General features: G+C 44.9%; 6 protein-coding genes and 2 rRNA genes. All 8 read right to left on the reverse strand.

All coding sequences use genetic code 4. From position 1 onward, the window contains the following. Positions 1-111 precede the first annotated feature (111 nt). Positions 112-2,652, reverse strand: a complete 2,541-nt coding sequence (gene alaS, locus CSE00_RS00255; RefSeq protein WP_127942565.1) for an alanine--tRNA ligase — start codon at positions 2,650-2,652, stop codon at positions 112-114. 80 nt (positions 2,653-2,732) lie between these two features. Continuing rightward, on the reverse strand, positions 2,733-3,848 hold the full coding sequence (mnmA, locus tag CSE00_RS00260) for a tRNA 2-thiouridine(34) synthase MnmA (protein WP_127942567.1): 1,116 nt from the start codon (positions 3,846-3,848) through the stop codon (positions 2,733-2,735). A 10-nt stretch (positions 3,849-3,858) separates the two neighbouring features. Next, the gene (locus CSE00_RS00265) at positions 3,859-4,404 is read right to left on the reverse strand and encodes an MGMT family protein (RefSeq protein WP_127942569.1); all 546 of its coding nucleotides are present in this window, start codon (positions 4,402-4,404) and stop codon (positions 3,859-3,861) included. Between the two features lie 19 nt (positions 4,405-4,423). Continuing rightward, positions 4,424-4,768: a hypothetical protein gene (locus tag CSE00_RS00270; RefSeq protein WP_127942571.1), complete on the reverse strand. Its 345-nt coding sequence runs from the start codon at positions 4,766-4,768 to the stop codon at positions 4,424-4,426. Between the two features lie 116 nt (positions 4,769-4,884). Then, on the reverse strand, positions 4,885-5,052 hold the full coding sequence (locus CSE00_RS03000; RefSeq protein ID WP_161565512.1) for a hypothetical protein: 168 nt from the start codon (positions 5,050-5,052) through the stop codon (positions 4,885-4,887). 160 nt (positions 5,053-5,212) lie between these two features. Then, a 23S ribosomal RNA gene (locus CSE00_RS00275) occupies positions 5,213-8,111 on the reverse strand. Positions 8,112-8,680: 569 nt separating this feature from the next. Then, positions 8,681-10,195, reverse strand: a 16S ribosomal RNA gene (locus tag CSE00_RS00280). Together the 16S and 23S rRNA genes form the textbook arrangement of a ribosomal RNA operon. Before the next feature lie 218 nt (positions 10,196-10,413). Next, a complete protein-coding gene (rpoC, locus tag CSE00_RS00285; protein ID WP_127942573.1) occupies positions 10,414-14,631 on the reverse strand; it encodes a DNA-directed RNA polymerase subunit beta' in 4,218 nt (1,405 codons plus the stop codon). Between the last annotated feature and the right edge of the window lies 1 nt (position 14,632).

Consider the following 14,632-nt stretch of genomic DNA (forward strand, 5'->3'; position numbering starts at 1 on the left):
TCTGGTGGTAAAACTTCGGTATTTGCGCTAATTTTACAATAAATGTAATTATTCGTAAAACTAAAACAAAATTGGTTTTAACTGCTCAACTAAAAAATCAACGGGACTTAACTAAGTTAAGCGGGAAGTGTTAATGATACCCATCGCCAAAGTTTTTTGACCTCCGCCACGACCGCCGTACTTGGTAATTAACTCCGAGAAAATTCGCTGGCAGTCAAAAGTTTGCGAAGCAAGCGCGACTTTAGTGTTGCTTCCAACCGCACTGCCAACTATGATTAAAGCTTCGGGGTGCTCGCTGCGCAGACGGATTGCAAGCGATCTTAAATCAAACTGGTGATCAAAATCTAACTTGATAAAAGCTGGCATACCTTGGTAAGTGGTAGTTTTCCAAACTACGTTAACCTTGGCTTGGCTGCGACGAGTTTTTTTAATTAATCGTTTGTAATCATTAGTTAGTTTTTGAATTAACTCGGAAGTTATGGTTATGTCTTTTTCCAACGAAAAATTGGGTTGGTAAGTTGGCTCAAGCGTTTTTATTTTTGCGAGCAGTTGCTCGGCTTGGCTATGCATTTTAGCTCGCTCTTCCCGCTGGTAATTTTCAATGCTTTGGTGAGAAGTAATCGCTTCGATCCGGTAAACTCCCGAACCTTTGGACTCGAGACGAATAATTTTAAACCGCTCTATTTTTGCCGTGCTGCTAACGTGGGTGCCGCCACAAAGTTCTTTGGAAATGCCAAAATCAACCACTCTTACGATTGAATCGTACTCTTCATGGTCAAGCGCCCAAGCGCCCATAGCTAGCGCCTCTTCCTTAGTGGTTTCTAAGTAACGCCGCGGTCAATCTTGTTCAATGTAATCGTTAACTAACTGTTCAACGGCCTTAATTTGCTCGGGCGTTGGGCGGTTTGGATGGGGAAAGTCTAGTCTGAGACGCTGAAAATTATTTTCAGATCCAAGTTGGACACTAGCGCCCAAAATTTCTACCAAAGCCTTGCCAAGCAAGTGGGTAGCTGAGTGGTTTTGAGCCGCTTTTTGACGAATAACCGGATCTACTTGCAAACGAACTTTTTCGGCTTTAATTGGCTGGTTTAAAACGTGAATGTGGTTTTTGTGCTTGTCTTTAAAAACGCTCTCTACCAAAACTCCTCCCAGCGTTCCCTGGTCGTGCTCTTGTCCTCCGCTCGTCGCGTAAAAAGGCGTCTCAAGCGTGGCTACCAACCATTTGTCGTCGGCCTGAGTTTGAAAAACCACTTGTGAATCGGCCTCTAAATGATCGTAGCCCACAAAACGTGAAATTTTTTGAGTTGGTAAACTGGCTTGGTAACGAGCCGGGTTAAAACCCATTCTTGCTTTGCCACGCGATTTTTGCTGATGGGCCTGGGCTAATTGCTCAACTTGACCAAGGTCAACTTGAGCGCCGTGTTCATGGGCAATCTCCTCGGTCAACTCAAGCGGATAACCATAAGTTTCAAAGAGTTTGAAAGCGAGCTGGGAATCGACTCGGTTTTGACGGGCTAGGTGGTTTAACAAAAGCGTTTGCCCGTCGGCCATCGTGCGGGCAAAAAGTCTCTCTTCCCTAGCAATGATCTCAGCCACTTTGGCCACGCTCACCGGGTAGACCGGCAACGTTTTAGCCACGAGCCCAACTAATTTGTTCAAAAAATGCTCGGACTTAATCGCCAGTTTGGAGCCGGCGTGGTAAGCGCGACGAATTAAACGTCTAATCACATAACCGCGCGCTGTGCGACTCGGAATCACCCCGTCTTCAATTGCCATCACGATCGCACGAATGTGGTCGGCAATAATCCGGTAAGCCTGGGTTATTTTGCGTTTGGCGGCAACTTTGGACCTTGGCTCGTAAGGATGGGGGCTAAGTTTTTCAACGGCGGCAATGATTGGCAAAAATAGGTCGGTTTCAAAATCAGTCGGTGCTCCCTGAAAAATAGCCGCTAGACGTTCTAAGCCCGCGCCGGTGTCGATCATCTTTTGACTCAGTTCTTGGTAGTTACCTTGACCATCGTTTTCAAACTCGGAAAAAACGATGTTTCATATTTCTAAGTAACGATCGTTTTCAATGTCTTCGCTCAAAAGTTTGGTGCCCTGTTTTTGGGGATCAAACATAGCTCCGCGGTCGTAAAAAATTTCCGTGTCAGGGCCGCAGGGACCTTGACCCAAATCCCAAAAGTTAGTCGCGCGACTGCCAGCCACCAAGTGGTCAGCCGAAATGCCTAGTTCGCGTCAAATTCGGTAAGTGGTTAAGTCTTCGCTATGGTAAGTAATGTAAATCCGCTGTTTAGGTAGTTTTAACTGTTTGAAAATAAACTGGTAAGCCAAAACGAGCGCTTCTTTTTTAAAGTAGCCGCCGATTGAAAAATTGCCGAGCATTTCAAAAAAGGTGTGGTGGCGAGCCGTTTTGCCCACGTTTTCAATGTCGTTAGTTCGAATGCATTTTTGAACTTTAACAAGGTTAGGTGATGGCGGATTGACTTGGCCAGTAAAATAAGGTTTAAGCGTAGCCACGCCCGAATTAATTAGCAGCAAAGAGTGGTCGCGGTGAGGGATTAGAGAACTAGAGGGCAAAACTAAGTGTTCGTGAGCAGCGAAAAAATCGGTTCACATTTGGCGGATTCGGTTAGCTGAGAGTTTTTGCATACTTTATAAATGTACCACTGCATTCTAAACTTGGCTGCCTAAAAAACGCTAATTAATAAGTCCTTAGGCAACTTAACAACTTAGAGCAAGTAGTTTTTAAGACCTTTCTGATCAAAAACTTGGTCAATTTCGCCAGCCCCTAAGCAAAGCGAATCGGCGTATAAAACGCATTGCTGACCAGGCGTCACAGCCCAGTGTCCGGTTGGGTAATCAACGCGCAAGCGGTCTTTTTCCCAAGTCAGCGAAACATCAACGCTTGAACTGCGATAGCGAAATTTAGCCTGGGCTTTCTGAGGACGGTAATCATCAACTAGTCAGTTAACTTTTTTGAGCGTGACGGCTTGGGAAAGTAAAAACTGAGAGTCGCTAAGCGGCGCGACGTAAAGAATGTTTCGGGTCACGTTTTTACCAACTACGTAGTAGCGCTCAGACTGACCACCCAAATTTAGGCCCTCGCGTTGACCGATGGTGTAAAACGCGACGCCTTGGTGTTGACCAATTTTTTTAAGAGTGGTTAAATCTACGATATCTCCGGACTTTTTGGGTAAATAATTCTCAAGAAAAAGCGTGAACTTTCGGTTACCGACAAAACAAATTCCCGTCGAATCTTTTTTGCTCGCGACTTCTAAACCAACTTGGCGAGCAATTTCACGTACCTTTTCCTTAGTGTAATCAGCCAGCGGGAAAAGTACATGAGCAAACTGCTCGGCCTTGGTTTGAGCGAGAAAATAAGTCTGGTCTTTAGTTTGATCGAGTGGCTGGTGCAGTTGACCAGCCTGGTTACGGGCGTAATGCCCCGTGGCCAGAAACTGCTGATCGGGTCAGTTTTGGCGAATTCACTGCCAAAGTGCACCGAATTTAATTAAGCGGTTGCACCAAACATCTGGGTTAGGGGTGTAACCTTGCCGGTACCCTTGGATCAAATTTTGAAAAACTTCGTTTCAATACTTATCGACAAAATCAACTCGCGTTAATTCGATACCCAGTTTTTGGGCGACTTTCAGCGCGTCTTGGTAATCGGTTTCCTGGGGACAATTTTGACTAGGAACTTTTAGAGCACTAACTTGGACTTGGTTAGCTAAATCATCCCAGTTGCGCATAAAAACGGCCCTGACCTCATGACCTTGCCTAAGCAATAGTCACGCGGCCACGGCTGAGTCTACTCCGCCCGAGAGGGCAATAACTACTTTTGCCATAACAGAAAAATTATACCGCTCTGGAAGCGGCAAAGTCGCGTTCAAGTTGCCACAAAAAATGCTTCATTTTGATCCCGCCGCGGTAAGATCCAACTTGGGTCAAGTTGGCGTGGGTAACCCGGTGGCAAGGCACAAGCAGTAAAAACGGGTTGTTGGATAAAGCGTTTCCGACTGCTCGGGCCGCTCGCGGCTGGCCAACTTTAGCGGCTAAAGCTTGGTAAGTAAGTAACTCGCCGCGGTGAGTTTTAACTAACTGGGCGTAAACACGTCGGGCGAAGGGAGAAACATTTTGCCAAGCGACTTTTTGCGCGTCCATTTTCGTTTTTCGGCCTTGGAAGTACTCATCCAGTCAATCACCAAAGTACTTAGTCTGCTGGCAGCAGCGGACTAGTCGGACCGGCTTTTTGAGGCGACTGAGAAGTTTTTTAAGTCTTAAATTTTCAATTGGATCTTGACCTGGAGCGATTACATCCAACAGACAAAGTTGACCGTTTTGCGTGACGATTAAAAAACGCCGGTCGGCAAAATTACGGATGTCAAAAAATAACTTGTTCATTAACTAAGATTTTAACGCTCTAAGCGCGCTGGGTGACAATTTCTAAGGTGACTTGCCCTTGATCGCCTTGAACTTCAAAAAGAACAACCGTTTGACCCACGTGGAAATGGTGGTTTTGGTTAAGTCACTTGGTTAATTTTTCAAGGGCGCTTTTTTTAACCGGATCCGATAAAGCAGAGCTTTTTTCAATCGCTGTCTTTAAATCTTCTTCAAGACTAGTTTGGCTGAGCGGGTGAATTCCGTCGACTTGAGTGCGAACTTTGGCAGTCAAACTTAAATCAACGTGCGGCGCACAACTCACGACTTGGGTTGGTAGTCAAAAACCGCCCAAAGTTAAAATCACACCCCAAGAAAGTTTTTTCACTCCAACAGTTTAACTTATTCACGCAACATTTTTACAAAAATTGTAGTTTGAACGTTGGATATTTTTAAATTGTCAATTAAACTGAAAACTTAAATTTTTAAGTCAGTCTCAGAAAACTAAACTTTTTTCTCTTTGTCTTCTTGGTTAGCTATTTTGGAAATTCCGGGAGAAACTGGGTCAACTGTCTTTTGGTAAAACTGATCGTAATAAACCAGTCCAGCTACAATCGGGAAAACGGCGGTTGAAGTAGCGATAACTAGCAATGTTTTAGTAAACTTTTTCATGTTTTCCCCCTCGTTATTCTAATTATTATAGCATAAAACAACTAATATCCAATAAATAAATCACCTAACACCGGAGAAGTCCCAATAAAAAACTGCCCTCTCGGCAGCGCGAAGAACCTTCAAAACTGAATAGCTTCAAAATCAATCTTTTTCTAAACTTAGCGTTAAATTATTCAATTATTAGTACTGGTCAGCTCAATATGTCACCATACTTAAACACCCAGCCTATCAACCTCGTAGTCCACAAGGAATTTCAAGGAGTGCTCATCTTGAAAGAGGCTTCCCGCTTAGATGCCTTCAGCGGTTATCCTTTCCGTACTTAGCTACCCAGCTATGCCCCTGGCGGGACAACTGGAACACTAGTGGTACGTCCGTTCCGGTCCTCTCGTACTAGGAACAGCTTTTCTCAACACTCCAACGCCCACAGCAGATAGGGACCGAACTGTCTCACGACGTTCTGAACCCAGCTCGCGTACCGCTTTAATTGGCGAACAGCCAAACCCTTGGAACCGACTCCAGCTCCAGGATGCGATGAGCCGACATCGAGGTGCCAAACCTCCCCGTCGATGTGATCTCTTGGGGGAGATTAGCCTGTTATCCCCGGAGTAACTTTTATCCGTTGAGCGACGACCCTTCCACACGGAATCGCCGGATCACTAAGTCCTGCTTTCGCACCTGCTCGACATGTGTGTCTCGCAGTCAAGCACCCTTTTACCTTTACGCTCTACATATGGTTTCCGACCATACTGAGGGTACCTTTGAACGCCTCCGTTACCTTTTAGGAGGCGACCGCCCCAGTCAAACTACCCACCACGCACTGTCTCCCTTTTGGATAACAAAAGTGGGTTAGAATCCCAATTAAACAAGGGTGGTATTTCAAGGATGACTCCACGTTAACTAGCGTCAACGCTTCAAAGTCTCCCACCTATCCTACACATGTTTAACCAGAATCCAATACGAAGTTGTAGTAAAGCTTCACGGGGTCTTTTCGTCTTGCTGCGGGAAAACGGCGTTCTCACCGTTACCATAATTTCACCGAGTCCATTGTTGAGACAGTTGAGAGATCGTTACGCCTTTCGTGCAGGTCACCAATTAAGTGACAAGGAATTTCGCTACCTTAGAACCGTTATAGTTACAGCTGCCGTTCACCCGGGCTTCATATCAATGCTTCGTCGTATTTTAATTTTTGACTAACAAATCAACTTAACCTTCGGGCACTGGGCAGGCGTCACCCCCTATACATCGTCTTACGACTTAGCAGAGAGCTGTGTTTTTGGTAAACAGTCGCCCCTCACATTTCCTGTGGCTCACCGAAGTGAGCGCCCCTTCTTGCGAACTTACGGGGTAATTTTGCAGAGTTCCTTAACAATGGTTATCTCGCTCGCCTTAGAATACTCATCTTGGGGACGTGTGTCCGTTCTCGGTACGGGCTCACACGCGATTAAGTTAGAAGTTTTTCTTGGAAGTTTGGAATCGCTTAATTCGGTACTTGCCTAGACTTTCCCTATGCATCGTAACTCACGGTTATGCCGTGCGGATTTGCCTACACGACCCACTAATTACTTGCCCTAGAATCCGTTAACTAGTAAAGTTATCCTGCTTCGTCACTCCATCACTCACGCGGAGGTACAAGAATATCAACTTGTTGTCCATCGACTACGCCTTTCGGCCTCGCCTTAGGTCCCGACTAACCCTGGGTGGACGAACCTGCCCCAGGAAACCTTCCCCAATAGGCGTCAAGGATTCTCACCTTGAATCGTTACTCATACCGGCATTCTCACTTCTAACTGCTCCATCAGTCCTCACGGTCTGACTTCAGCGCGGTTAGAACGCTCCCCTAACGTACCCGTAGGTACCCGTAGCTTCGGTATTGTGCTTAGTCCCGTTACATTTTGGGCACAAAATTTCTTGACTAGTGAGCAATTACGCACTCTTTAAATGATGGCTGCTTCTAAGCCAACATCCTAGTTGTTTGAGAAACTTCACCACCTTTTTCACTTAGCACAATTTGGGGACCTTAGCTGACGATCTGGGTTGTTTCCCTCGCGACTACGGGACTTATCTTCCATAGTCCGACTGCATGGCAATCCGCTACGGCATTCGGAGTTTGATTATGGTCAGTACCTCTAGGTGAGGCCATCCCACATTCAGTGCTCTACCTCCGTAACTTAACACCACACGCTAGCCCTCAAGCTATTTCGGGGAGAACCAGCTATATCGAGGTTCGATTGGAATTTCACCACTAACCACAGGTCATCCAAGCACTTTTCAGCGTACTCTGGTTCGGTCCTCCACATGGAGTTACCCATGCTTCAACCTGCCCATGGTTAGATCACCTCGTTTCGGGTCTATGCCAACATACTAATCGCCCTATTCAGACTCGATTTCTCTACGGCTCCGCTTTTTACCACTTAACCTCGCATGCTAACATAACTCGCCGGTCCATCCTGCAAGATGTACGCCATCACACATTAACGTGCTCTGACTACTTGTAGGCTTTTTGGTTTCAGAATCTATTTCACTCCCCCTCCGGGGTTCTTTTCACCTTTCCCTCACGGTACTAGTTCGCTATCGGTGTCTAATGAGTATTTAGTCTTACCGGGTGGTCCCGGCTGGTTCAGACAAGGTTCCACGTGCCCCGCCCTACTCAGGGTACGACTAGGAGGTTGATGAATTTCGGTTACGGGGCTTTCACCCTCTCTGGCAGAGCTTTCCAACTCTTTCTCCTATCCATCAACTTTTTGACTCCGTGCTAGTCGCCCTACAACCCCGCCAAAATGACGGTTTGGACTATTCCGCTTTCGCTCGCCACTACTTACGGAATCACTTTTGTTTTCTTCTCCTCTAGCTACTAAGATGTTTCAATTCGCTAGGTATCGCTTTGTTCACCTATGGATTCAGTGAACAATCCTCAGAGATTAATCTGAGTGGGTTGCCCCATTCGGAAATTCCCGTTTCATAGCCTATGTCCGGCTCTACGAGACTTATCGCAGGTTATCACGTCCTTCATCGCCTATTAGACCCAAGGCATCCACCAAAAGCCCTTGTTTAATTTAAAGCCTATTGTTTAGTATTGCCGCGAATCAAGCTTGCGCTTGACTCTCGGCGAGATGATTTTATGTTTATCTTAGACGAAAAACTTTAGTTTTTGTGTTGTCTAAAGATTTACTTTGCTATTCAGTTTTCAAAGAACTTTAACTAATTTGAGATAACTAATTTTTAAATGAGAAAAGTTCGCTGTTTAGCGGTTTTCTTCAAGATGATTGACGCTAAACCAGAACTAAGATTAGTAATCTCGTTTTCCATTATACATGATTAAATCCGGGGTAAATTGAGAAAATTAGCATTATTTTTTAGAAAATTGCCGCCGGATCAAGTTTTATGGTCGCGAGTTAAATAGTGCCCCTAATTTTAGCCAGAATTAAACCCGGAAGTTCAACGACTTTTAGCTTGAAAAACTCCAATAAAAAATGCCTCCCTTGCAGGAGGCGCCTTTAAAAGAACTTTCAAAACTGAATATAAACGTTTCCATGACACTCTAGTTAGATTTGTTTGTGAGATCAATTGCTAACTAAAGATTTGTGAATGTGTGTGATCTTGACGATCAAGATCAATTTGTACTCCGTAGAAAGGAGGTGATCCATCCCCACGTTCTCGTAGGGATACCTTGTTACGACTTCACCCCAGTCATCAGTCCTACCTTAGGCGGCGATCTCCGAAGTTAATCTACCGACTTTGGGTATTACCAACTCCCATGGTGTGACGGGCGGTGTGTACAAGACCCGAGAACGTATTCACCGTAGTATGTCTGACCTACGATTACTAGCGATTCCGACTTCATGAAGTCGAGTTGCAGACTTCAATCCGAACTGAGACAAGTTTTCCAGTTTTGCTCCACGTCACCGTATTGCTTCTCTTTGTACTTGCCATTGTAGCACGTGTGTCGCCCCACTCGTAAGAGGCATGATGACCTGACGTCGTCCTCGCCTTCCTCCGGGTTACCCCGGCGGTCTCCCTAGAGTGCTCAACTAAATGTTAGTAACTAAGGATGAGGGTTGCGCTCGTTACAGGACTTAACCTAACATCTCACGACACGAGCTGACGACAGCCATGCACCACCTGTCACTTGGTTAACCTCCGCTATATCTCTATAGCATTGCCAAGGATGTCAAGAGTGGGTAAGGTTCTTCGCGTAGCTTCGAATTAAACCACATGCTCCACCGCTTGTGCGGGTCCCCGTCAATTCCTTTAAGTTTCACTCTTGCGAGCATACTACTCAGGCGGCTCGTTTAACGTGTTAACTGCGCTAGTGACTCTGCCACCAACTAACGAGCATCGTTTACGGCGTGGACTACTAGGGTATCTAATCCTATTTGCTCCCCACGCTTTCGTCCCTCAGTGTCTGTACATGACCAGTTAGTTGCCTTCGCCATTGGTGTTCTTCCATATATCTACGCATTCCACCGCTTCACATGGAGTTCCACTAACCTCTTCATGACTCTAGTATGCTAGTATCCAAAGCGGACTAAAGTTGAGCTTTAGGCTTTAACTCTAGACTTAACATACCACCTACGAACGCTTTACGCCCAATAAATCCGGATAACGCTTGCACCCTATGTATTACCGCGACTGCTGGCACATAGTTTGCCGGTGCTTTCTGGTGAGGTACCGTCAAACCGGAAGCATTTCCTCTTCCGGCTGTTCTTCCCTCACAACAGCAGTTTACAATCCTAAGACCTTCATCCTGCACGCTGTGTCGCTCCATCAAGCTTTCGCTCATTGTGGAAAATTCCCTGCTGCTGCCTTCCGTAGAAGTCTAGGCCGTATCTCAATCCTAGTGTGGCGGATCAGCTTCTCAACCCCGCTATACATCATCGGCTTGGTAGGCTTTTACCCTACCAACTACCTAATGTAGCGCACCCCCATCTCTAGGCGGAGCAAACGCTCCTTTGATTAAAGTCTCATGCGAGACAATAACATATCCGGTATTAGCCGGAGTTTCCTCCAGTTATCCCAATCCTAAAGGTAGGTTAGGTACGTGTTACTCACCCATTTGCCGCTAAGTACAAGTACTTCGCACGACATGCATGCATTAGGCACACAGCCAGCGTTCATCCTGAGCCAGGATCAAACTCTCGTTAAAAATTGACGATCATGGTGTTTATATCCAGTTTTCAAAGAACTAAAAAAAGTATTTGCGAACCGCTTGGACTTCTAAAAACTAAAGAAGACTAACCTTGGTTTCCGCTCACGCGGAACTAACTAATAATTCCAATCAGTTCAAGTGAGATTATACAAGAAAAATAAGTTTCAAAACCTATTTTTCGCTTAAAAAAACGCTAATTTGACCTCAACAACGGGTTAAATTTGAAAATAGTCGCGCGGATCGCGTAAATCGTACTTACCTCGCGGTGCAAAGTTGTGCGAACCGGTACCAGCTGGAATTTTATGCCCAACAATTACGTTTTCCTTTAGACCCTCTAAGTAGTCAACTTTATTAGCAATCGCGGCGTGGACTAAAACCGATGGCGTTTCCTGGTAAGAAGCCGCCGCTAAGAACGATTCAGAGAGAAGCGGGATTTTTTTAGCTCCGTTAATAACTACCTCTCCAAAAGCAGGTTTTTTGCCTTGACTAATTAACTGAGCGTTAACTTGCCGGTAGGCGTGACTATCAACTAGTGAACCGACAAAAAAGTCTGAATCACCTTGTTCACTAATTAAAATCTTCATCAAAAACTGACGAACAATGATTTCAATGTATTTATCGGCAATCGCAATACCTTGCATGCGGTAAAGTTTTTGAATTTCTTTGAGAATGTAGTTTTGAACCGCTTTAGTACCGGCAATTTCCAATAGTTCGGTCAAAATGATCGGACCTTCAACTAGTTTTTGACCTGGACGCACAACTTGTTTACGTTTAACGCGAAGTCGACGGTTAGCGCTAACAAACTGGTATTGGTAAGTTTGGGGAGTTTCAAGTTCGGTTGTTTGAACTTCAATGACCGAAACGCCCGAGTCTTTGTCGTGGTTATGAATGCTAGTCACGACGCCGTGGGTCTTAGAAATAATCGCCTTATCTTCCCACACGTCTTTGGTTGTGTCAATTAGCTGCATCAAGCGCGAGAACCCGCCCGTAATGTCTTGCACGCCAGCCACACCACCGGTGTGGAAAGTTTGCATCGTAAGTTGGGTTCCAGGTTCTCCGATTGACTGAGCTGCTACGACTCCAACTGGTTCACCAATCTCAACCACCCGGTCAGTTGCTAAATCTTTTCCGTAGCATTTTTGGCAAACTCCGTTGCGAGTTTGGCAACCAAATATGGAACGAATCTCGACTTCTTTGTGTTTAGCCTTGACAATTTCTTCGGCAATTTTAGCGTCAATTAACTGCTGAGCATCAATGATTAAATTGCCCTTAGCATCGTGAATCGGCTTATTAGTGAAGCGGCCAACCACACGTTCAGCTAAAGAAACTATTACCGATTGGGTTTGCGTTTCAACTAGGTCTTTTACAACCGCGCCAATGTCAGAGCCGCAATCAACTTCGCGAACAACGATGTTTTGGGCTACATCGACTAGACGCCGGGTGAGGTAACCAGAGTTTGAAGTATTAAGAGCCGTATCAGTTAGTCCTTTACGGGCACCGTGGGTAGAAGAGTAAAACTCGTAAGCTGTTAGGCCCTCTAAGAAAGAAGACTTAACCGGAACTTCGATCGTTGAGCGAACAACGACTTGGTTTTTAACGTATCCCCGGCGCATCTTTTTACTGTTGGACATTAGTCCCCTTAGACCAGCAAACTGGACAAAGTTGGACATGTTTCCACGCGCTCCCGATTTCATAATCATAAAAATTGGGTTGGTTGGGTGTTGATCCATGATGTTAGTCAAATCTTTTTGAATGTCGTCTTTAATTTGCGACCATTTTTCAATCGCCAACTTATAACGCTCGTCGTTAGTAATCACGCCCTGGTTGTACATTTTTCAAAGCGAGTTCACGTACTGGTCGCCCTCTTTAATTTTTACGTCCTTAATTGGTGACTGCATAATGTCTGAAGCGGCCATCGTCACGCCTGAAACAGTTGAGTATTTAAAACCTAACTCTTTCAAGTTGTCAAGAATTTTAGCAACCCCGTTAGTGTAATCAAACCAAACTTTTTCCAGCAGTTCAACTTTTTCATCTAGTTCAAAAATTCGTTCGACTCCCTGGTTTTGCAAAGTAATGCGGCGGTTAACTTCTTCAAAACGTTGGCGCAAAATCAAAGACAAAGTTTGAGCGTGAACGTGGTTAAGTTGGCGACCACTATAATCTTTTAACTCGGCAAAAAGCATCACGGTGTCGTAGTAGTTACCCACGTTAACTTGCTTAATCACCTGAGATAAGTCTTCCTTACTAATCGCTGAAACGTACTTGTCAAAAACGTAGCGAACAATTTTGGCAATATCCTTTTTAGCGAGCGGTACTTGCGTTGGCAGCTCTTGAATGTACTTACGTAAGTCGGTGCCATAACGCACCACGTAAGGGTTAGTGCGCTGATAAATGTCAAAAATGCTGTTATCAAAAATAAAATCAAAACTAGCCGGGAACGCTTGGTTAAAAATGAATTTACCAACCGAAGCCACCAAGTAAGACTTTTCGTCGTAGTGGTTAAAAAGCGACTGCTTTTGTACTTCAACAAGCGGCAGAGCCACTCGAGCAGATAAATCCACGTGGCCTTGGTCGTAAGCTTTAATCATCTCGTCGTAAGATCGGTAAAAGTTTCCCTCTCCGCGTGCTCCGGCTTTCTCCTGAGTCAAGTAGTAAAGGCCGAGCACCATGTCCTGGGACGGATTAATAATTGGCTCACCATCTTTAGGGCCAAGAATGTTTTTGTTAGCCAGCATCAGTTCGCGCGCTTCGCGAACCGCTTCGGGTGCAATTGTAACGTGAACCGCCATCTGGTCACCGTCAAAGTCGGCGTTAAAAGCAGTGGTTACGAGCGGGTGCAGCATAATCGCTTTACCCCGAACTAAAACCGGTTCAAAAGCTTGGATTGATAAACGGTGAAGCGTTGGCGCCCTGTTAAGTAAAACAACTTTGCCTTTAATAGCCTGCTCAACAAAAGGTCAAATGCGGTTGTCTTGCTCTTCAACTAGTTTTTTTGCGCCCTTAATTGAACTCGCTAGCGAGTGGTTAACTAGCCGCTGGATAATTCAAGGTTCAAAAAGTTTGGCAGCCATTTGACGAGGAATACCAACTTGGTGCATTTTTAGTTCGGGTCCGACCACAATTACCGAACGACCAGAGTAGTCCACCCGTTTACCAAGTAGGTTTTGACGAAAGCGACCTTTTTTACCCGACAATGAATCAGAAAGCGATTTGAGCGGACGGTTGTCTTTTGACATAACCGGCGAAGGTTTTTTCCGACTGTTATCAATTAGAGCGTCAATCGCTTCCTGCAACATGCGCAGTTCGTTTTGAATAATTAAAATCGGCGCGTCATTTTCCTGTCACTTTTTAAGTCGGTTGTTTCGAATGATAATTCGGCGGTACAAATCGTTAATGTCTGAAGTAGAGTGACGGCCTCCATCAATTTGAATTAAAGGTCGTAAGTCGGCGGGAATAATCGGTAAGTTGTAAATGATCATTGATGTCAAATCTTGACCCGATTTATAAAACTTGTTCAAAACATCTAGACGTTTGTAAAGTTTTGATCGTTGCTGAACGAGTCCTGAGTACCAACTTTCGTTTTCCTTGATTTCGCGGGAAATCCGGGTAATTTGGGACTTGACTCGACGAATTGAGTTTTTAAGGTCAAAGTTTTTTAGCAGGTACTCAATCGCTTTGGCACCGGTACTAATTTTAGCCTTGGAATACTCGTGAATAATTTCGTTAAGTTCGTAAAAGTCAACTCCGTAATCTTGACCAAGTTTAGAACTAGCGGTTTGTTCAAGATCCTCAATTGAATCACTAATCTCTTGGTAAGCATCGCTGCCAACTTCGTAACGTTCGCGCAACTCGAGCAAAGCATTGCGGTAAATGACTGCCGCCTGGTTAATTTCAATGATTTTATTTTTGGGCAAAGCTTTAATTCCGTCAGACTCAAGCACGATGTGGGAGCGGAAGTAAATGATGTTCTCAATTTGACGACGTGAGTGGTACTTTTCGGAATCTTCCGTTTTAAGTCCTAAAACTTTGGCAATGATTGAGTGGTGAATTGTAAAAAACCACAAGTGAACAACTGGCGAAGCGAGTTCAATGTGACCCATGCGACTGCGACGGGCTGATTTAGGTAAAATTTGCGGTTGGTAAATTCGACATTCATCGGTCTTTTCGCAAATTTGACCTTCGTTAGAACGTTTGTATTTCGTTCCACAAATCGGGCATTTGTAATCGGTAATCGGTCCGAAAATGACCTCGTCAAAAAGACCATTTTTCTCCGGTTTAAAAGATTTGTAGTTGATCGTTTCTGGTTTGGTCACTTCCCCGTAAGATCAGTGTTTCACATCCTCGGGTTTGGCCAGCGATAAAGAAATGCTCAAAATGTCGTTTTCGTGAACTTTTTGGTATTGTCTAGTTTGAATAATTGTTTCGTTTCTCATC

This window comes from Mycoplasma sp. ATU-Cv-703 (assembly GCA_004011965.1).
Lineage (GTDB): Bacteria > Bacillota_I > Bacilli_A > Mycoplasmatales > Metamycoplasmataceae > RYZV01.